At 67.9% G+C, this 20,242-nt stretch carries 18 protein-coding genes; 6 read left to right on the forward strand and 12 right to left on the reverse strand.

The features are described 5' to 3' along the window. Nucleotides 1-11 precede the first annotated feature (11 nt). The 3 genes from IT306_21235 to IT306_21245 all read right to left on the reverse strand — a co-directional run bounded on the left by IT306_21235 (nt 12) and on the right by IT306_21245 (nt 2,142). Nucleotides 12-446 carry a DUF5615 family PIN-like protein gene (locus IT306_21235; GenBank protein ID MCC7370952.1) on the reverse strand — a complete coding sequence of 145 codons (435 nt, stop codon included), beginning with the start codon at nt 444-446 and terminating at the stop codon, nt 12-14. Further along, the gene (locus IT306_21240) at nt 446-706 is read right to left on the reverse strand and encodes a DUF433 domain-containing protein (protein ID MCC7370953.1); all 261 of its coding nucleotides are present in this window, start codon (nt 704-706) and stop codon (nt 446-448) included. The genes IT306_21235 and IT306_21240 overlap by 1 nt, the downstream gene beginning before the upstream one ends. 65 nt (nt 707-771) lie before the next feature. Further along, entirely contained in the window at nt 772-2,142 is a 1,371-nt protein-coding gene (locus IT306_21245; GenBank protein ID MCC7370954.1) for an MFS transporter, read from the reverse strand. Nucleotides 2,143-2,268: 126 nt separating this feature from the next. On the opposite strand from IT306_21245, the gene cax reads away from it, so the two are divergent. The 3 genes from cax to IT306_21260 are packed head-to-tail and all read left to right on the forward strand — an operon-like array spanning nt 2,269 to nt 5,749. Continuing rightward, nucleotides 2,269-3,360: a calcium/proton exchanger gene (gene cax, locus IT306_21250; protein MCC7370955.1), complete on the forward strand. Its 1,092-nt coding sequence runs from the start codon at nt 2,269-2,271 to the stop codon at nt 3,358-3,360. Nucleotides 3,361-3,374: 14 nt separating this feature from the next. Continuing rightward, on the forward strand, nt 3,375-5,057 hold the full coding sequence (locus tag IT306_21255; protein ID MCC7370956.1) for a DUF4118 domain-containing protein: 1,683 nt from the start codon (nt 3,375-3,377) through the stop codon (nt 5,055-5,057). Continuing rightward, a complete protein-coding gene (locus tag IT306_21260) occupies nt 5,054-5,749 on the forward strand; it encodes a response regulator transcription factor (GenBank protein ID MCC7370957.1) in 696 nt (231 codons plus the stop codon). Before IT306_21255 ends, IT306_21260 begins: the two co-directional genes overlap by 4 nt. A 57-nt stretch (nt 5,750-5,806) precedes the next feature. Here IT306_21260 and IT306_21265 read toward each other — a convergent pair whose 3' ends face one another. Then, complete coding sequence (locus IT306_21265; GenBank protein ID MCC7370958.1) at nt 5,807-7,114, reverse strand: phenylacetate--CoA ligase; 1,308 nt, start codon at nt 7,112-7,114, stop codon at nt 5,807-5,809. A gap of 100 nt (nt 7,115-7,214) precedes the next feature. After that, on the reverse strand, nt 7,215-8,000 hold the full coding sequence (locus tag IT306_21270) for an enoyl-CoA hydratase/isomerase family protein (GenBank protein ID MCC7370959.1): 786 nt from the start codon (nt 7,998-8,000) through the stop codon (nt 7,215-7,217). 877 nt (nt 8,001-8,877) lie between these two features. On the opposite strand from IT306_21270, the gene IT306_21275 reads away from it, so the two are divergent. Beyond that, a complete protein-coding gene (locus IT306_21275; protein MCC7370960.1) occupies nt 8,878-10,545 on the forward strand; it encodes a putative DNA binding domain-containing protein in 1,668 nt (555 codons plus the stop codon). A gap of 143 nt (nt 10,546-10,688) precedes the next feature. Here the strand turns inward: IT306_21275 and IT306_21280 are convergent, their stop codons facing one another. Both IT306_21280 and IT306_21285 read right to left on the reverse strand, forming a co-directional pair. Next, nucleotides 10,689-11,012: a MoaD/ThiS family protein gene (locus tag IT306_21280; protein ID MCC7370961.1), complete on the reverse strand. Its 324-nt coding sequence runs from the start codon at nt 11,010-11,012 to the stop codon at nt 10,689-10,691. A gap of 11 nt (nt 11,013-11,023) precedes the next feature. Then, entirely contained in the window at nt 11,024-12,901 is a 1,878-nt protein-coding gene (locus IT306_21285; protein MCC7370962.1) for a hypothetical protein, read from the reverse strand. A 276-nt stretch (nt 12,902-13,177) separates the two neighbouring features. Here IT306_21285 and IT306_21290 point away from each other — a divergent pair, with 276 nt between their 5' ends. Then, entirely contained in the window at nt 13,178-14,344 is a 1,167-nt protein-coding gene (locus IT306_21290; protein ID MCC7370963.1) for a hypothetical protein, read from the forward strand. 20 nt (nt 14,345-14,364) lie between these two features. On the opposite strand, the gene IT306_21295 is transcribed toward IT306_21290, so the two are convergent. The 5 genes from IT306_21295 to IT306_21315 all read right to left on the reverse strand — a co-directional run bounded on the left by IT306_21295 (nt 14,365) and on the right by IT306_21315 (nt 19,242). Beyond that, entirely contained in the window at nt 14,365-15,096 is a 732-nt protein-coding gene (locus IT306_21295) for a class I SAM-dependent methyltransferase (protein MCC7370964.1), read from the reverse strand. 67 nt (nt 15,097-15,163) lie between these two features. After that, nucleotides 15,164-15,505, reverse strand: a complete 342-nt coding sequence (locus IT306_21300; GenBank protein MCC7370965.1) for a hypothetical protein — start codon at nt 15,503-15,505, stop codon at nt 15,164-15,166. A gap of 283 nt (nt 15,506-15,788) precedes the next feature. Then, nucleotides 15,789-16,616 (reverse strand): ABC transporter ATP-binding protein, encoded by an 828-nt coding sequence (locus tag IT306_21305; GenBank protein MCC7370966.1) that lies wholly within the window; start codon nt 16,614-16,616, stop codon nt 15,789-15,791. Continuing rightward, a complete protein-coding gene (locus IT306_21310) occupies nt 16,613-17,608 on the reverse strand; it encodes an iron ABC transporter permease (GenBank protein ID MCC7370967.1) in 996 nt (331 codons plus the stop codon). The genes IT306_21305 and IT306_21310 overlap by 4 nt, the downstream gene beginning before the upstream one ends. 452 nt (nt 17,609-18,060) lie before the next feature. Beyond that, nucleotides 18,061-19,242, reverse strand: coding sequence for an ABC transporter substrate-binding protein (locus IT306_21315; GenBank protein MCC7370968.1), 1,182 nt, complete (start codon nt 19,240-19,242; stop codon nt 18,061-18,063). Between the two features lie 290 nt (nt 19,243-19,532). On the opposite strand from IT306_21315, the gene IT306_21320 reads away from it, so the two are divergent. Further along, nucleotides 19,533-20,204: an NUDIX domain-containing protein gene (locus IT306_21320; GenBank protein MCC7370969.1), complete on the forward strand. Its 672-nt coding sequence runs from the start codon at nt 19,533-19,535 to the stop codon at nt 20,202-20,204. Nucleotides 20,205-20,242 lie beyond the last annotated feature (38 nt).

Consider the following 20,242-nt stretch of genomic DNA (forward strand, 5'->3'; position numbering starts at 1 on the left):
CGCCCCCATCGTCAGCGAGCAAGCGCGAGCACCACGTCCTGCTCGGGGTAACCAGACAAGCGAAAACCCTGTTCCAGAAGCGATTGCAGCCGCCCCCACTTGAAAGAACCAGACTGATGATCTGGCATCAGCTCGATCCAGTCAAGCATGAGCGCGCACCAAATCAGCAGTCGCTCACGCGGGGGCGTGGCTGGCATGATGATGAGTCCGCCATGGTCACGCGCCTGCTGCACATAGGCAACATGGAGGGCACGAAAGTGCCGTTCGTTGTGCGTGAGGAGCATCCAACCGTGCTCAGCCGCATACGCGAGCTGTGCTTCATCGGTTTCACCTACGTTGGCGCGCCCTTGCTCAAGGGCTGAGGTCACAGCATACCCGCGCCAACGGAGTGCCGCAACCAGATCATGGTCAACGCACTCATCAAGATAGACCGCGGGTAACGCCATCAGGCTGGCGAAGAGGCGTCCTGCTCGTTACGCGCAATCAGCAGGTCAATCTCGTGCCGGTTTGCCTCGTAATACCCGAGAGCCGCGTCAAGGGACGGCGCGTCGAGACGCGGAAACGCGCGCAGCACGCGGGCGCGATCCTGGTAGAACCGCCACTGTACGACGATTGCGCTGACCGGGATGCGGGTACCGGCGACCGTCGGCTCACCACCACAGATGTGAGGATCGCAGATGATGCGGGCATCGGCATGACGCGGCATCGTTTGAATCTCATGACCATCGTCACGCATGGCAGCCTCCATGAGCATCGTACCACGGCTCGGCCTCACCCCGGTGATGGGCGGATGACCACGTGCAGCCGGGCCACCAGCCGCAGCACCAGCTCATGCAGGCCGATCATCAGCAGGCACGAGAGCATCAGCAGCAGCGGGATGATCTCCAGGCCGGTGCGCGCCGCCAGCACCCCAGTGATGGCCGGCAGCCCGGCAATGCCGAGGCTGGCAGCTGCCACTTGAAAGCCGATCAGCGTCGTGGCGTGCGCCGCCCCGAAGCGCGCCGGCGTCACGCCGATCATGGCGGGGAAGACCGGCGCTGCCGCCAGCCCGATCAAGCCCAGGCCGGCGATGCTCAGCCACGGCGCAAGGTTCAGCCAGAGCAGGGCCGCGCCTGCCAGCATCCCGAGCATGCAGGCGCGGAGCATCGTGACCGGGGCCACCCGATCCCCGATCAGGCCGGCCAGCACCCGACCCAGCGCCAGCGCACCCCAGTAGCCGCTGACCGCCATCCCAGCCAGTTGCGGTGAAGCCGACCGTCCCTCCACCAGCAGCGTGTAGGCCCACTGCCCGGCGGCCGTCTCGGTGCCGGTGTACACCACGAAGAGCACGATAGTCAGCCAGACGGCTGGCTCGGCGAGGAGCCGAAGCGCGCGCGGCTCATCAATCTGAGCGGACGTGCTGGCTGCATCGGCGAGTGCGTCGGGCGCCGCGGATGCGGCGTCGCGCTGCGATGCGCTCGCCGGCGCGGGCGCGGCCTGCCAGCGCTGCCGGGTCAGCAGGAAGCAGATGCCCAGCCCCAGTTGCACGGTCCCGACCAGGATGTAGCCAAGCTGCCAGGGACGCCCGCCCTCCAACACCGCCGTCATGATGGCTGGCCCGGCCGCAGCCCCCAGCCCGAAGCAGGCGTGCAGCCACGCCAGCAACCGCGAGCTGTGGGTCAGCGCCACGTAGGCGTTGAGGCCGGCGTCGATGGCCCCCGCCCCCAGCCCGGACACGAGCCCGAGCGCGACGATCACCCACCAGGACGGCGCAAAGGCGTACCCAAGCAAGCTGATCGCCGTGGCGAACGCACTCAGTGTCAGCAGCATCGCCACGCCGATGCGGTCCACCACCCAGCCGCTGGCCAGGCTGGCCGCGAGATACCCGCAGACGCCCGTCAGGAAGACGGCCCCAAGGGCATCCAGCTTCAGGCTGAAGGTCTGGCGAATCGAGGGGAACGCCACGCCCAGGAGGCCATCTGGCAGGCCCAGGCTGATAAACCCGGCAAACACCAGCACCAGCACGACCCAGCCGGCCCGGGCCGTTCCGCCTGCAGCCGGCTCCGGCGTGGGCGTCGGCGTTTGCACCGTCACCCGCGAGCCCGAATCGGGCGTGGGCTGCCGCTCCCGACGCCGATCAGGCTGCTCCCTGTCTATCGTCATATGCGGATCGTCCGCAGGGTGTAGGCCATTGCTGCGAAACTTCTCCTGAACAAGGCGTCCGCACCGGCATGCAGGCTGCTATTCTGGTCAGCAGCCCGAGCTTGTGCCGAGATGAGGTGATCGTCGGTGTCCAAACCGCTCTACGTGCTCCTGGTCGCCGCCCCGCTGGCGGTGATCGCCGACCTGTTAGGCTGGCCGTCGCCGGTGATTTTCGGGCTGGCCGCGCTCGGGGTGATCCCCCTGGCCGGGTTGATCGGCACGGCGACAGAGGAGCTGTCGGTCCGCATCGGCCCGACGTATGGCGGCCTCCTCAACGCGACCTTTGGCAACGCCGCGGAGCTGATTATCACGGTCCTGGCCATCCGCCAGGGATTGTTGCTGCTGGTCAAAGCGTCGATCACCGGCTCGATTATTGGGAACTCGCTGCTGGTGCTGGGGGCGTCGCTGCTGTACGGCGGCATCCGGCACGGCTGGCAGCGCTTCGACCGCGACGAGGCGCAGCACCACGTCACGTTGATGGTGTTGGCGATCTCGGGGCTGTTCCTGCCAGCCATGTTCGCCGCTTCGCAGCCGGATCACTGGGTCGTGGAGGAGGTCAGCCTGCTGGTGGCTGGCGTCCTGCTGGTGACCTACGTGGCGTACCTCGGGTTCAGCCTGTTCGCCGGCCAGCCGCCGAAGGATGCGGGCGAGTCGCCCATCGCGCCGGCTGGGCACCACGATCAGCATGAGCCGCTCTGGAGCGTCAAGAAGGCGCTCATCGTGCTGGCGGCGGCGACTGGCGCGACGGTCTTCGTGAGCGAGCTGCTGGTGCGGACTGTCGAGCCGGTGACTCATCAACTCGGCTGGACCGAGTTCTTCGTCGGCATCATCATCATTCCGCTCATCGGCAACGCCGCCGAGCACTTCAGCGCGCTGACGTTCGCCGGCAAGAACCGCGTGGACCTGACGATGGCGATTGCCGCTGGCTCGTCGAGTCAGATCGCCCTGTTTGTGGCGCCGGTCCTGATCTTCATCAGCCTGCTGATGGGCCAGCCGATGAACCTCGTGTTCGACAAGATGGAGTTGCTGGTCCTCGGGCTCACCACGGCGATCTTCGCCTTCGTGGCGATTGACGGCCGCTCGAACTGGCTGGAGGGCGCCCAGTTGCTGGCGCTCTATCTGATCATCGGGGTGGTGTTCTTCTTCCTGCCGGTGGCCGGCGCCGCTGCCGGCCACTGATCCTCATCCTCGCTATGCTCCATCGCGCGCGCACCATCAACCCTGTCGCTGCCGCCGGTATGGTCGGCGGCATTGCCCTGGTTGCGGGCCTGATCGCCATCGCAGAGGTCGTCGTCTCGGCCCCGCCGCTCTCCATCCTCTTCCTGCTGCCGGTCATGTTCACCGCCGTGACCTGGGGCTGGTGGTATGCCCTCGGGTCGTCGGTGCTCGCCTTCGTCGCCTACGACTACCTGTTCGTCGAGCCGCGCCACACCTTCAGCATCCACGATCCCGAAGAGTGGATCGCCCTGATCGTGTTCATGATCGTTTCGGCGCTCATCAGCAATCTTGCCGCGCGTGAGCGCGCCCGCCGCGAGCAGGCCAGCCGGCAGGCCTGGACCGCCACCTTCCTGTACGAGCTGAGCCGCGCACTGGGCGAGGCGGGGGTAGACGCGGGACTGCGGACGGTGTCCGAGCGTCTCCGCAGCGAGTTCCGGCTGGATGGCGTCGTCATCTCACGTGCGGACCCCGAGGGACGCCTGACTCCCATCGTGTCAGTCGGGAAGGCAGGTCCGGCGCTCGGCTCGGAACCGGCCGGACGCGTCTTTGCGCCGCCGAGCAGTGGCGCGCGCGCTGGCCGCTGGATCGTCATGCGTGCGCGCGGCGGCAGCCCCGGCGACCAGCCATCCGCGAGCCGCAGCGCCCGGACGCCCGTCGCCAACTTCCCGCTGCGCCACGAAAGCCAGCAACTCGGCATGCTGCGCCTGGTGGGCAGGCCAGACGGACTCGCCGACGACGAAACCCGCCTGCTGGCGACCATTGCCGACCGGCTGGCGGTGGCGTTGGGCACCGAGCTGCTGCGCCAGGAGGCCAACCGCGCCGAGATCCTCCGGCGGGCTGACGAGCTGCGAGCCGCGCTGCTCAACTCCGTCTCGCACGATCTCCGCACCCCGCTGGCCGCCATCAAAGCCTCCGCCGAAAGCCTGCTCCAGAAAGACATCACCTGGAGCGAGGACGACCGCGACGCGTTCGCTTCGGCCATCGACCGCGAAGCCGACCGGCTCACCCGGCTCGTCGCGAACCTGCTCGACATGTCCCGTATCGAGGGCGGCGCGCTGCGGCCCCAGCGAGACTGGTACGATGTCGGGGAGCTGGTCCGTGAAGTGCTGGCGCGGCTCCACCCGGTCCTGCACGATCGCCCGGTCGAGCTGACGATTGCGCCCGGACTCGCGCCGGTCTCGCTCGACTACCTGATGATGGATCAGGTGGTCACCAACCTGATTGAGAACGCCGTGAAGTACACGCCGCCCGGCAGCCCGATCATCCTGACTGTCATGCCGATGGCCGGCGGCGCCCGGCTGAGCGTCGAAGATCGTGGCCCGGGCATCCCGGCCGCCCGGCGAGAGCGGGTGTTCGACAAGTTCTTCCGCCTGGACACCAACAGCCGCGTGCGCGGCTCGGGGCTCGGGCTGGCCGTCAGCCGGGGCCTGGTCGAAGGGCACGGCGGGCGGATCTGGGTGGAGGCTGGGAGCGGCCCGGAGGATCAGCCAGGGGCACGTTTCGTGGTCGAGATTCCCAGCGAGACCGCCCAACCGGCCGCCCCGCAGATCGCGTCAGCCGAGCCCGCGTCAGCCGAGCCCGCATCAGCCGAGTCCGCGTCGGCCGAGTCCGCGTCGGCCGAGTCCGCGCCGGCCAGCGTGCAAGAGCCACCGCGATGAGCGGCGCGCGCGTGCTGGTGGTGGACGACGAGCCGGAGATCACCAGGGCCCTCCGCTCGATCCTGACCGCCCACGGCTTCGAGCCGGTGCTGGCAGCCACCGCGAAAGAGGGACTCGATGCGATCCAGCGGCGGCGGCCAGACGTGCTGCTGCTCGACCTGGTCCTGCCGGACATGAACGGGCTGGACGTGACACGCACCATCCGCCAGGATCTCGACCTCGACCTGCCGATCATCGTCCTCTCGGCGCACGGCGAGGAGGAGAGCAAAGTCCAGGCGCTCGACCTGGGCGCAGACGACTTCCTGACCAAGCCGTTCGGGGTGAAAGAGCTGCTGGCGCGGATGCGGGCGGCCCTGCGGCGGGCTGGCGGCGCGCGGCCCAGCGGCGAGGCTGCCATCGCACACGGGCCGATTCGGATGGATCTGGAGCGGCGCGAGGTCACGGTGGAGGGGAAGCCCGTCCACCTGACCCCGAAGGAGTACGACATGCTCCACTACCTGCTGACCCACGTCGGCAAGCTGGTGACGCACACCACGCTGCTGCGGGCCATCTGGGGGCCGGAGTATGGCGACGCCCGCCCGTACCTGCACGTCTTCGTGGGGCAGTTGCGCCGCAAGATCGAGCCTGACCCAGCCCACCCGCGCTACATCCTGACCGAGCCGGGCGTGGGGTACCGCCTCGCGGACGCCTGACGGGGCGGGTTTCGGGTTTCGGGTTTCGGGTTTCGGGTTTCGGGTTTCGGGGACAGCCTACGGCTGGCGCTGGTCGAGCACCCGCACGGCCTTTCCCTCGCTGCGCGGGATCGCCCCCGGGGCGACCAGCTCCACCACCACCGACAGGCCGAGCGCGTCTCGCAGCGTCGCCCGGGCCTGGGCTTCCAGCGCCAGCCGCGTCCCCAGCTCGGCCCCACGGTGGTCTGTCGGCTCGATGCGGACGTGCAGCTCATCCTGGCGGTCGGCGCGGGTGGTGAGCACCAGTTGATAGTGCGGCGCGAGGCCCGCCAGCCGGACCAGCGCATGCTCGATCTGCGACGGGAACACGTTGACCCCCCGCACGATCAGCATGTCGTCCGTGCGGCCGAGGATCTTGCCGATCCGCGCACTGGTCCGCCCACACGGGCACGGCTCCCGCGTCAGGAAGGAGCGGTCCCGCGTGCGGTAGCGGAGCATCGGCAGGGCTTCCTTGGTCGGCGCGGTGAAGACCAGCTCGCCGGCCGTGCCGTCTGGCAAACGCTCGCCCGTCTCAGGATCGACGACCTCAGGGATGTAGTGATCGTCCCAGACGTGCAGCCAGCGCCCCTCGCCGCAGGCCGACGCGACGCCCGGCCCGATGATCTCGGAGAGGCCATACTGCTCGTAGACGGTGACGCCCAGGGCCTCGGCGACCTCGTCTTGCAGCGCCTCGGACATCGGCTCGGCCCCCAGGAAGACCGCCCGGAGCGGCGCCTGTCGGAGGTCGATCCCCTCGGCGGCGGCCACTTCGGCCACGTGCAGCGCGTAGGATGGGGTGGCATGCAGGGCTGTCACGCCGAAATCGCGCAAGAGCATCACCTGCCGCACGGTGTTCCCCGAGGAGGTCGGCACGACCATCGCCCCGATCTTCTCGACCGCATCGTGCATGCCCAGGCCGCCGGTGAAGAGGCCGTAGCCGGCGGCGTTCTGGAAGATGTCGTCCTCGGTCAGCCCGCCGGCCACCAGCCCGCGTGCCAGCACGTCGGCCCAGAGGTCGAGGTCGTTGCGGGTGTAGCCGACGACCGTTGGCTTACCGGTCGTGCCGCTGGAGGCGTGGACGCGTACGACCTCCCGCATGGGCACGGCAAACATGCCGAAGGGGTACGTCTCACGGAGATCGTCCTTCGTCGTGAACGGCAGCCGGGCAAGGTCGGCGTGCGTCTGGAGTGCGGCTGGCTCGATGCCCTCCAGCCGCCGGTGGAACGGCGAGCTTGACCGCTGAAGCCGCGCGACGCAGGCCCGCACGCGCGCCATCTGGAGCGCTTCGCGGTCGGCGCGGGGCAGCGTCTCGGCCGCCCGATCCCAGTAGCGCCCGACGACGGTCATGGTGTCCTCACAGGAGCGAAGGTGCAGGAGCGCGGTGCAACAGGTCGGGCAGCGCTGGGCGAGCGGCGTGGTGTACGGGGATACGTCCGACGCCTCGCAGTCAGGGTGCTGGCTTGCGCGCCTCGCGCTCGGCGGCCCGCTGCGCGATCCGTTCGAGCCAGGCGGCGCGAGCGGCCAGGTGCTCCTCGGAGGCGAGGACCGTCTCCATCGCCCGGTCGAAGACGGGCACGAACTCGTCGAAGGTGAGGTCAAGGGCCTGATTCGAGAGCCGCTTGGCCCAGGTCAGGCTCGGGCGGGGAACATCCAGGTAGCGCCGCGCCCAGGCCTCCAGTTCGGCTTCGAGGTCGGCGCGCGGCACGACCTTGTTGACCAGCCCGACACGGTACGCTTCAGCCGCGTCGATGTTCTCACCGCTGAGGATCAGGTGCCGAGCGTGCCCCATCCCGATGAGCCGGGGCAGCCGGTACGTCCCCATACCGGGCAGGAACGCCTCCTGCACGGCCGGCAGCCCGAGCATGGCGTCGTCAGCAGCGATCCGCACGTCGCAAGCGATGGCCAGCTGCAACCCGCCGCCGATGCAGTACCCCTGCAACCCGGCGATGACGGCCTTGTCCATCGTCTCCATCGCGCGGAAGGCGTACTCGGCATCGTGGAAGAACTGGTTGGGGATCTCGCCACGGGAGAGCTGTGTCAGGTCCAACCCCGAGCAGAAGGTCCGGCCTTCGCCAGTCACCAGGACGACACGGATGGCCGGGTCGTCCTGCATCTCCTGGGCGGCGGCCAGCATATCCCGCGGCCACTCACGCCCCATCGCGTTGAGAACCTCGGGCCGGTTCAGGTGGATCTCGCCAATCGGCCCACGCTTGCGCGCCTCGATGCGTGCCATGGTTCAGGATAGACCACCCACACGGATGCGGCAAGCCGCGCAATCGTGGTGTGCCTCACGCGCTCTCGCTACCGTTGCTTTCGCACTACTGCGGGGCGCATGTCGATTCACGAGAATCGGTCACGTGACGGATGGGCAATCCGCCGCCTGACTGACAGGGATTGCGCGGCCCATCCGGCATGATGAACCTACGAACGTCGTGGCGGATCAGGCTCCCCACCCGATCGACCCGGTGCTCGTCTCGTCGCCGAAAGGCTGCGAGAGTCCTCTGGATTTGGTTGGAAGCGCCTTCTCCCCAGGGGCTTCCAGTCATACGCTCTTGAGGCGCGGGCGCTTGACACCCTTCCCCTACCTGTCAAGCACCAACGTCCGTCAGGGTAGCGGCACACGGCATCTCCCCTCCTGGATTGTCGTGAGCAAGCGCCCTGCTCGAGGGCACGGGTTCTGACGCACGGGTCATACAGGCCAAGGTTCTCCCCACCCGAAGCCGCGACCCTGCTGCGTCAGCCCGAAGCGGCTGCTGGTGCATGGTGGACTCCCTCCTGACCCCCATGCACCAGCGGCCCACGCTTTCCCCTCGCCAGACGAGGGCCACCCTGTGGCTACGGGCCGCGCGCCGCCTCAGCCGCCGCTGAAGCCCGGCAGCAGCAGCCGATCGCCGTCCTCCAGCCGCCGCCTGAGGATGCCTCCCTGCGAACTCCGTACGCCCATTGCGTGGAGGATGAGGTATCGTGATGAGCGGGTGTCATCTGCCGCGGCTCTTTTGCCAGATTCGCCCCAGTATACTTGCCTAGCGCGACTCTTCGACGGCAGATTGCTTGTGCAGGAATGGCTGGCAGCCGCTCTTGAGTCTTGCTCAGGGGTTGAGTACGTGACCGTGGATGACGAGATCAGAAGCTGGTCGACGACTCCTGAGAGTCAGTTCTTTGAACGAAAGTCCGCATTCGACCGCTCCATGGGTCGCCTCAAGCGTCGAAACGCCCGTGACATCGCCTGGGACGTTGTCGAGACGCTCTCGGCTATGGCGAATGCCGATGGCGGAGATTTGGTTATTGGGATTGAGGATGACGGCACAGTTTCAGGCGCGCCTCACCCAGACGACAAAACCGCGCTCATTCGTCGCGCAGCAGCAGAGCATCAATACGTCTCCCCGCCCATTCGATTCCAGGTCCGTGATGTCCAGACGACGACAGGCGAACTGCTGCTCCATTTTGCAGTTGACTGGAGTCCCGAAGTCCACCAACTTGCAGATGGACGCTATCTTCTGCGTGTTGGCGCCGCAAACGTACCATTCGCCGCACCTGCAATTGCCGCGCTCAAAGCCACCAAGGGCCAGGGGCTGATCGAGCGCTCGTTTCCGCCAGGCGCGACGCTAGACGACATCGATCTGGAACTTGTTGTGTCTTTGGCCGGGAGAGTGGGCGAGACGGGGCCGCCGGAGCGGACACTCCACCGATTTCGCCTTCTTGAAGACCGCCAAGAACGTAGCGTGCCGAATTTGGCCGGGCTGCTGCTGTTCGGCAAAGATCCGCAACGTTGGCACCCGAGATGCGGCGTGGACTTCGTCCGGTGGGAGGGCACCGAGCGACGATTCGGCGCTGAATTGAATGTGGCGAAGCGGGTTCGGATCGAGCGCCCGCTTGCTGCGCTTGTGGAGCGAACATTCGAGGCAATCCGTCCATACATCCGCGAGCGTCACCAATTGCAGACCCTTTTCTTCTCAGAGCGACTGGAATACCCAACGTTCGTCTGGCAGGAAGCGCTGGTCAATGCCGTTGCCCATCGGGACTACGGTATCCATGGCGCGCAAGTCGAAATCTGGATGTTTGACGACCGCCTGGAAGTGCGAAGCCCTGGATTGCCACCCCATCCTGTTACCGTGGAGGCACTCGCGCGTCGTGAGCGCCTCCACCTGTCGCGGAACCCGCTCATCATGCGGGTCTTTGCCGAACTGGGGTTTGTCCGAGAGCTCGGCGAAGGCATTCCCAGAATGTTCGCAGTCATGGAGCGCGAAGGCTTCTACCCGCCGCGCTTCGAGAACATTGGGCAAACGTACTTCGGGGTGACACTCCGCAATCAGCCTGTCTACGATCAGGCAACGCTGACGTGGCTGAAGCAATTCGACACACTCGATCTCAGTGGTGATCAGAAGCGCCTGCTGGCCTACGCCCACGCGCACGGTGATCGCTTTACGAGCCGAGAGTATCAGAAGCTTGTTGGTCTGGATCTCTATGGCGCGTCGAATTCGATCAAACTCCTGATGCGCAAGGGGACTATTCAGTCTACGGGGAAGAGCAGCCGGGTGTACCAGATCACCCCGACGCGCCCTCAGGATGCATCACCGCCGGAAGATCTTCAGCGTGTACTGGATACGCTTGGTAGCCACGAGCGCATGAGCAACAAAGCCGTTCGCGATGCACTGGGGGTCAGCAGGCCCACCGCAACACGCTATCTACAGTTGTGGGTTGACACCGGCTGGCTCATGGCTGAAGGAAGTCACCGCGGGCGCCGATACGGCGCCGGTCGGCGGATGCGCGGCGACTGAACTGGCTTGCTTCAGCAAGATGATCGCTGGAGAGAAATGACTCACCGTCAGAGTCGGTCTACCAAGTCTGACGGTGAGTCATTCGACTTGAGCGTGAGGCATTTCCTATGGGGCCACCCTGTGGCTACGGGCCGCGCGCCGCCTCAGCCGCCGCTGAAGCCCGGCAGCAGCAGCAGCCGATCGCCGTCCTCCAGCCGCCGGTCCAGCCCGCCGGCCAGCTCGATCATCTGGCCGTTGACGATCAGCGCCGCGTACTCCTTGACCCGGTCGCCCTCACGGTCGTAGACCAGCTCGGCAAACTTCTCGGAGCCGTCCGCGAGCTGCACGAGCAGGTCGCGGACGGTCATATCCTCGGAGATCGGCAGGTGCTCGGTCATGCCGCGCTCGCCGACGCCCTTGAGCTGGGTCGCCAGCCAGGAGTAGTACTCCAGCGCGATGGTCCGCCGCCGTGGGGTCTCTATCGTCATGGCGCCGGGCGCTACCGAGCCACGGCCAACCCGCGCTCGGCGGCGATCTTCTCCACCACCGGGATCATTTCCTCAAGGTCAAGCTCCACCAGCGTGGCCGGCAGCGGCAGCCCCTGCTCCGTGTCGAAGCCGATGCGCTCGCGGAACGTGCTGACCATCCGGTCCCAGTGGTCCATGATGTTCGAGCCCTTGGCCGGGCCATCCACCGGCACCGAGCCGTAGCGTGTGGACGGGCGCTCCTTTGACGGGTCCATCCCGTGGAGGAAGCTCCAGATCCGCAGCTGCGCCGAGATCCGCCGCCCGATCTTCAACGCCTCCGGCAGGTCGATGTCGTAGCCGCTGACGGCGCTGACAGTGGCCGTCCCCAGGTGCGCGTTGGTGAAGTCGAAGCGGCAGATGCCCAGCGAGTCCTCGAACTGGTGCCAGCCGTTGATCGCCGTCATCTGCTCGACGATCTCATCAGGGTCGAAGCGGTTCTTGGTCGGCGCGAGGCCCAGGCGCTCGGTCTGGATGCCGCCAGAGGTCAGCTCGATGGTGCTGGTGCTCGACAGACAGGTGTCGAACATCTCGGCCCAGCGTGCGCGGTGATCGTGCGAGCGCGGCGCATGCCCCTTCATCGTGTAGATCGCCGCGTTGGCCGCCTCGCCACCGATGTGCAGGCTGGCCCGCATGACCCCCTCAGCCAGCCAGTCGCCGCAGCCGTCACGCGTCGCGATCTTCTTCATCAGCGCGAGCGCCGTCTCCGGATCGTTCCAGGTCGGCTCAAGGCCGTCGAGCTGCTCCTTCGTGAGCAGGCCGCGCTGGTGGCACTCGATGACCCACCCCAGCAGCCAGCCGAGCTCGTTGACGTCGAAGCCGAGCGAGTCGCACTCGTTCGCCAGCATGGTGGCCGCGCCCGCCTCGGTGATGCCGATCTGCGAGGCCATCGAGGCGAGGCCCTCGTACTCTGGCTCCTCGCCAGCGTACCCTTTGTACGGCCCCTCGGTGACGGTCATCAGCTTGCAGCAGCCCATCTGGCAGGCCCAGCAGGGATTGGTCTTCCACTCGAAGTTGCCGCGCAGGTACTGCCCGCTGACCTGCTCGTGCTCCTCGAAAATGCTGGTGGTGTAGTTCTTGATCGGGAGCCAGCCGCCGCGCGCCGCGCCCGAGACGCCGCCGCCGGTGCCCCAGTTGTAGATGCCGCCGCCGCCGAACTCCTTGGCGTCGATGAACAGCGGCTTCACCAGCTCGTTGAGCCGCTTGTCATCCTCGACGTGCGGGCGCACCCTGCCACGCTTGCAGGTGATCGCCTTCAGGTTCTTCTCGCCGAGCACCGCGCCGATGCCGTTGTGCGAGGCAACGTGCCCCCGGTCCCCAACGAAGGCCGAGAATCGGACCTTGTGCTCGCCGGCCGGCCCGATGCCGAACACCGAAATCTGCTTGTCGGTCAGGTTCTCCTCGGCACGGATCGTGTCCTCAAGCTGCCAGACCGGCAGGCCGGCGTAGCGGCTGGCGTCCAGCAGCCTGACGCCGTGCTCGTCGATGTGGAGGCGGGTCAGCCCCTGGGCCTTGCCGGTGATGGCGATGCCGAGGTAGCCCTGCGTCCGCAAGAACGCCCCGAGGTAGCCGTTCGCCTGGGTGGCCCCGGCCAGGCCGTTCATCGGGCCTTTGAACACCACGGAGACGGTGCCAGTCCCCGAGACGCGGGTGCCGGCCAGCGGCCCGGTGCAGATGAAGACCGGGTTCTCGGCGTCGTCCCAGCGGGTGCCGGGCTGCACTTCCTGCATCAGATAGTGGACGCCCAGGCCCGTCCCGCCGAGCCATTTCCGCAAAATCTCAGGGGCGACCTCTTCGTCGCGGGTTGTGCCGGTCGTCAGATTGACACGGAGGAGACGGGCGGTAAACGGCATCGTGGACCTCTCCCAGATGGGTGTGACGGAACACTGTGACACGCGGCCAGCCAGGGCGCGTTCCTAACGGGAAATCCTACCGCATTCCCCCTTGCGCTTCCGAGGACACAGCATCCGGCAGGGGGCGGCTCGTACGCAACACCCACCGCGTTCTCTCGCCTGTGCGCTGCCATCGCGCGCCCGCGTGACCATGCTGGCACGCCAGGTGCACGCTCTCCTGGTGCAGCCCCGACGCCGTGGTGAGTCCCAACCCCCTACAGCAAAGGACTGTCGCCTGTGACCGTTCCTTCTCCTGCTTCGAACATGCTGCCTGCCGAACCGCAAGCTTACCTCGCTGGCATTGCCACGGCCGGACTGGCCGCCGTCTGCGGCGCGATCTTCACCTCGTGGCTCGGCGCGCAGGGTACGCTGGCCGGCGCGATGATCGGCGCGACCATCGGCTCGTCTGTCAGCGAGATCGTGAAGGCGCCGCTCACGTCCCTGGAGCGCCGCATCATCCAGGCTGGCGTCTCGGCGCGGCAGCTACGTCGAGACGGCCTCGTCAAGACGGTGGTCACCACCCCCGCGGCGGCGCAGACCGTCCTCGGGATGGTCTCGCGGCGGTCGCTGGTGACCGTCACCGTCGTGGCGCTCGTCGGCTTCGCGCTGGCGATGGGCGGCGTCACGGCGGTTGAAGTCGCCAGTGGGGAGCCGCTCGGCTCGCTGGTGGCCGATCAGCCAGCGACCGGCACGACGGTCGGGCAGGTCATTCCGAACCCGCCGCCAGTGCTCGCCCCGACGACCCCGACGCCCGCGCCAACGGCCCAGGGGCCGGGCGCACCGTTGCTGCCGTCGGCCCGTGGGGGAGGCGGCCAGCCCGGCATCGCGCTCAGCCCGACAGGCGACGGCGCCGCACCCAGCGGCACAGACAACGTCGCCGCCGTCACCGGCAGCCCGCCGGCTGGAGCAGCCAGCACCTCGACGGAGCTTGCCGCGTCGGCCACGGCGGAGGCGGCAGCATCGGCGACCACGGCGGCGGGCGGCTCGCCGTCCACCGCGACGACGGCTACCATCAGCACGCCCGGCACGGTGACGCCGGGGACATCGACTCCCACGGCCACAGTACACCCATCTCAGGCAGCGGCCACGGGGACGGCGCGCGCGGCAATCGACACGCCGACCGTGGGCACGCCGGCGGCAACCTCAGGGGCAACGCCAGGGGCGATGGCCGCCACCCCGGCCACGACACCTTCGACGAGTGCGCCGACCAACGCCCCGGCAGCAACCGCGCCGACGACGAATCTGCCATCCGTTGCGCCGACCAGCGCAGTGTCGGCCGCCACGCCGACCGCCCTACCAACGTTGACCCAGACGCCCTCCAGCAGCGCAACAGCCACGCCGACCGTCACCCCAACGCCGACCGTGACCGCGACCCCCGGTCCGGGCACGCCGGCTCTGCCATAGCGCCCGGGCGGGCAGGCGGCTCAGCGACCGTAGACCGACACGTGCAGGCGGCTGGCGGCGGTGAACGGTTCGCGGAGCCAGCCGCCCCAGCGCTCGTGCAGGCGCAGCCCGGCGATGCGCGCCATCAGATCCATCTCGCTGGGCCAGATGTAGCGGCAGACGATCGGGTGGACGCGGACGCCCTGCGCCGTCAGCGAGACATGGCTCTCGTAGAGGGTCTGCGTGACGGGGTCGTGGCGGCCCACGTCGAGCTTGACCTCGTCCACCGCGATGGCCTCAGCATCGACGTACTGCTCGTCGCGCAGGCGGTGGAGGTACGCTGGCACGAACGCCTCGACCACGAAGCGGCCATCGTCGGCCAGGTGCGCCGCGACGTTCTCGAAGCAGCGCACTTGCTCATCCTGGGTCAGCAGGTTGAAGAGGGTGTTGTAGACGAGGTAGATCAGGCGAAAACGGCCTTCGACGGGGACCCGGGAGAAATCGCCCAGCGTGACCGGGATCCGGTCGCCGCCGGGCTTCTCGCGCAGCCGGTCGAGCATGTGGGGCGAGAGGTCGATGCCGTGGACGGGGACGCCCTGCGCCGCCAGCGGCAGCGCGATCCGTCCCGTCCCGATGGCCAGTTCCAGCGCGGAGCCATCCCCGGCCAGCCCCGCCAGGAACGCGACGGCGGCATCTTCATCGCCGCGCGGCCGGTCGTCGTAACGGCGGGAGGCGGCCTCCCCAAACGTCATGACTGGCTCGTACCCGTGCATGCCCCGATTCTACCCCGGCGCCAGAAGCGACGGACGGCGAGCGTGGATGCGCGCGCAACCATCGCGGCTACCGCCCCGTGCTCATGCTCGCGAGGCGCGCGCGTTCTGGCTGCCGAAGGATGGCGGCAACCGTTTCCTCTGCCGTCAGTTCACTGCTGTCGATCCAGGCCCCTACACCAGTCAGTTCACCAACGAGCGCCTGCTGTAGGTGCACAAAGTGGTGCGCCACCGGTGTCTTCTCGCGATCGTGATCCCGCTGGAGGATAACCTCACGGCTTGGATTCAGCACGACGAGATGCAGGCTGAGATCGGGAAGCGCTCTCTGGTATCGCTCCAGCCGCGCCCGCTCGATGACGACATACTCCATAACTGGGACGAAGCCCTCGGCGGCGAATGAACGTGCCAGCATGCACTGATGATCGACGATCAGGGCGATTGCATGTTGATGTCGTCGTGCCGCCGCGTCGGGGCTTGAAAGCCCCGCCTACCATCCTGCAGTCGCTGCGCGACGCTGTAGTCTCACCAGTCCCTGCCGTTCCCGGTGTCCGTCGCGCAGCGACGGTGTGACTGTAGGCGGGGACTTCAGTCCCCGACCGCCCGCTCCATGATGCTTCGGGGACACCAATGAACATGCCATCGCCCTGCATGTCGTCAGGGAGAATGTGACACCAGGGCGTCAGGTGATGATAATCTCAGGCGAACGCGGCGACCGGCTCCCGCGGCGGTGGTGCTCCGGCCGTGGTGTCGCGGATCGAGCGCAGCGGCGTGATGCGCGGCAAACCGTCTCGGTCCAGCTCCACGCGGGCCTCGATGCCATACACCTGCCAGAGCATCATCTCGGTCAGCACATCCTCCGGCGCGCCGTCGGCGTAGGTTCGGCCGCCGTGCAGGATGACCAGCCGATCCACGAAGCGGGCCGCCAGATTCAGGTCGTGGAGGGCGATCAGCACCGTCATCTGGCGCTCGGCGGCCAGCGACCGCACCAGTTGCAGCAGCTCAAGCTGGCGCTGGAGATCGAGGCTGCTGGTCGGCTCGTCCAGCAGGAGCACGCGGGGGTCGCGGGCCAAGGCCTGGGCCACCGCCACCATCTGGCGCTGTCCGCCACTCAGCTCACTCAGGTAGCGCAGGGCGATCGGCTCCAGGCGCAAGTCGTCGAGGATCGCCGCGACGGCCGCGATGTCGTCGTCGCCCACGATCCACGAGGCCGACTGCTGCCGGGCCACCAGGATCGCCTCGAAGACGGTGATGGCCGCCGTGCTGGCGTACTCCTGAGGCAGGTAGGTCACCTGCCGACGCAGCGTGCGCCACTGCTCGGCGCCGCGGACCTCCGCGCCGTCGAGCCAGACCTGCCCGCCCGACCGGTGGAGGCCCGCGACGCACTTCAGCAGGGTGGACTTGCCGGCCGCGTTCGGGCCAACGATCCCGAGCACCTCGCCCGGGCGCGCCGCCGCCATCGAGACGCCGTGCAGGACCGCCTGAGCGCCATAGGAAAAGCTGATGTCGTCGAGTCGGACGCTCATGACCAGAGCTGCCTCCGCCGGCTGAAGATCAGCGCCAGGAAGAACGGCACGCCGATCAACGCCGTGATGATGCCGACCGGGATGATGACGCCCGGCAGAATCGCCTTACTCACCAGCGAGGTGGCCGCCAGGAGGATCGCGCCGCAGATGGCCGAGGCCGGCAGGAAGTAGCGCTGCTCCTCGCCCACCAGCATCCGCGCGACGTGCGGGCCGACCAGTCCGACGAACCCGATGGTGCCCACGAACGCCACAGCCGTCGCGGCCAGCAGCGACACGCCGACCAGCACCAGCAGCCGCAGCCGCTGAACGTCCACGCCCAGCGCGCGCGCCCGCTCATCTCCGAGGCGCAGCGCTGTCAACTGCCAGCTTGCCCGCAGGAAGAACGGCAGCGTGGCGGCCACCATCAGCGCCGTCAGCCCGAGCTTCGGCCAACTGGCCTTCGCCAGACTCCCCAGGGACCAGAAGACCACCTGTTGGAGCGCCTGTTCCGAGGCGATGTACTGGAGCAACGCGAGCAGCGCCTGGAACAGGAAGACCAGTGCGATGCCCAGCAGCACCATCGTCTCGGCAGAGACGCCGCGCATCATGCTGAAGGCGAAGATGACCAGCGCGGCCACCATCGCGAAGACGAAGGCGTTGCCGGCCACAAAGAAGATGCCGCTCGCGAACGGGACGATGCTCACCCCAAGCACCAGCGCCACCGCCGCGCCGAAGCTCGCCGCCGCCGAGATCCCCAGCGTAAACGGGCTGGCCAGCGGGTTGTTCAGGATCGTCTGCATCTCAGCGCCGGCGATGGCCAGCGACGCGCCGACCACCACGGCCATCAGCGCCATCGGCAGGCGGATGTCCCAGACGATGGCGTACTGCGTGATGTTGGCGCTGGCCGGCCAGACGATGATACGGGCCACATCCAGGAGCGTCAGGCCGGACGGCCCGATGGAGATGTCGGCCAGGATCAGCAGCACCAGCAACGGCGCGAGCACGCCGAGCATCAGCCGCTTGCGCCTGGTGACGTCCGCATAGATGCGGCGGCCGAGCGCCCGTCTGGCTGCGTCGCCGCGCTCGGCGGCCAGCAGCCCGGGGATCGTGCCGGCCGCGACGTTCTGAGCCACGTCGTGCCTCCGAGGTGCGGGGTCGGGTTCTGGGTGTCAGGTTTCGGGTGAGGGTCCGCATGCGTGACAGCGCCCACTCACCCCGATAGCTCTGAGATGTGCGTCTCTGGACGGAAACTCCGCCCTGAGGCAGGCTGCGTTCTCGTAGAAAGCGTGCAACACCCTCTGAGAGCCTGCAAGCACCCTCTGAGAGCCTGCAAGACCCTCTGAGAGCCTGCAGCACCCTCTGTCATCCTGAGCGTGCGAAGGATCTCACCCGCTGACCGTCAAGCCCGCGTCAGCGGGTGAGGTTCTTCCCTCCACTCGCAGAGCCTGCCCTTCGACGCAGGGCGCTAGTCGTTCAGGCCCACCCAGAAGGTGCCGCCGTAGCTGATCGGCAGGAACCGCTCGTGGTAGGTGCGGAGGTTCGCCTCGGGGTCGATGTCGGCGAACTGCTCCGGGAAGTTCCACTTGGCGAACTGCTGGAGCACGGCGAAGTGGAACGGCGAGTTGTAGAACTGGTGCCAGACCCCGTAGAACCGGCCCGTCTTGACGGCTTTCAGGCCGCTCCAGCCGGGCTGATCGGTCAGGCCGCGCAGGGCGGTGCGAGCCATCTCGGGCGTCGTGTTGTAGCCGAACGGCACGTAGTTCTGGGCGTTCGGCGAGTAGACCCAGTTCGAGCCCGTCGCGATGATGATGTCCGGGTCTGCCGTCAAGACCTTCTCAGGGTTGACGGTGCCGCTCCAGCCCGGGAACAGGCCCGCGGCGATGTTCGTGCCGCCGGCCCGCTCGGCCAGGATGCCGAGGTTGGCGCGGCCGAACGTGCCGCAGCAGTCCAGCAGGCCAGCCGCCCGCAGGATGAAGATCGTCGGCGGCGCGTCCTTGATTTTCTCGACGCGGGCAAAGACCGTGTTGACCTGCTGCGTGTAGAAGTCCGCCACGGCCTGCGCGTTCGCCTCGCGGCCGAACAGCCGCCCGACCAGCAGGATGCTCGGAACCGTCGTCTCCAGCGGCTGCTGGCGGAAGTCGATGATGACGCTCGGGATGCCGACGCCAGCCAGGGTGTCGATCAGGCCAGAGTCTCGGGCCGGCGCGTACGAATCCAGGCTGAACAGCACCAGATCCGGCTGGAGCGACACCGCCTTCTCGACACTGAACGTGCCGCTTTGCGGACTGCCCATGACCGGGATCTCGGCCATCGACGGGAACTTCTCCCCATACTTGACGTAGGTGTCGTAGTCCGCCGTGCGGAGATCGTCGCCCCAGGCGACGACCCGCTGGAACGGGTTGTCGGTGTCGAGCGAGGCCACGATGTAGGTCTGGCGACCTTCCGCCAGAATCACCCGCTGGACGGGCGCCTTGACGGTGACGGTTCGCCCGACAACGTCGGTGACGGTGATCGTGCCCTGGGCGGCCGGCGCGGCCCAGGCCAGCAACGGACCGCCGGCCTGCACGAGCAGCGCCAGCGCGAGCGCCAGGGCCAGCACCGCCACCCGAGTCGGCCGGCCACGAGAATGTGAGACGATAGGATGCATGACGAGAAGACCTCTCTGCAGCGCGCTGAGGGTTACCAAATGGCAAGCATTAGCCTACTCTAATGGTCGGATTTTGGCAAGTGGAACATCCGGTCAGAGCATCTGCGTCATTCGGGCGCCGCGCCGCGTTCCGGGGCCGTGGCTGTGCACGGCGACATCTCGTCAGGCATGATCGGCGGTGCGGGCAGCGCAGCAGGCACGGGCGCGCATCGGGTGTAGACAGTGTCTCGCGCGACGGTGCGCGCATCGGATGTGGGACAGCGGGCACACGGTCAGGGGCGGAGGCGACGATGAGCGCGGCAGGCGGCGCGGTACAGCTCACGGACCCTCGCGAGCTGCTGGAGGTCTTCACCGAGGCGGGCGAGCCGACCGGTACGGCGCTGCCACGCGGGCAGATCCACCTGGAGGGCCACTGGCACCAGGCGTTCTTCTGCTGGATCGCGCGGCCGGGGCGGGAGGGTCCGGAGATCCTCTTGCAGCACCGGGCGGCCCGCAAGGATGTCTGGCCGCTCCGTTTCGACGCCTCGGCCGCCGGGCACATCCGCTTCGGGGAGAGCATGGCCGAGGCCGCGCGGGAGGTCCGCGAGGAGCTGGGCATCGCCGTCGAGCTTCGGGACATGCTCCATCTCGGGCGGCACCGGCAACAGCACGATCATGCCAACGGCCTGATCGACCGTGAGTACCACGTCGTCCACCTGCTGATGCCCGGCCCGCCGGACGCCGCCTACCAGCCCGATCCGCGCGAGGTGGCCGGGCTGGCCTGGCTTGGCCTGGACGACCTGCTCGGGCTGGTCGAGGGGCGCATCGGCGAGGCCCAGGCCCGCTACCGAGCGGCAGCCGCCGGGCCGGACGCGTTCGTTGCGCGCACGCTGACGCTCACCGACCTCGTGCCCTACGCCGACGGCTACCATCGCTGGCTGCTCGGCGCGATCCGCGAAGAGATGGGCCGGCGCGGCCTCTAGATCAACGCGACGACGGCCGCTCCATACCGCGCATTTCA

This window comes from Chloroflexota bacterium, from assembly GCA_020850535.1.
Lineage (GTDB): Bacteria > Chloroflexota > UBA6077 > UBA6077 > JACCZL01 > JADZEM01.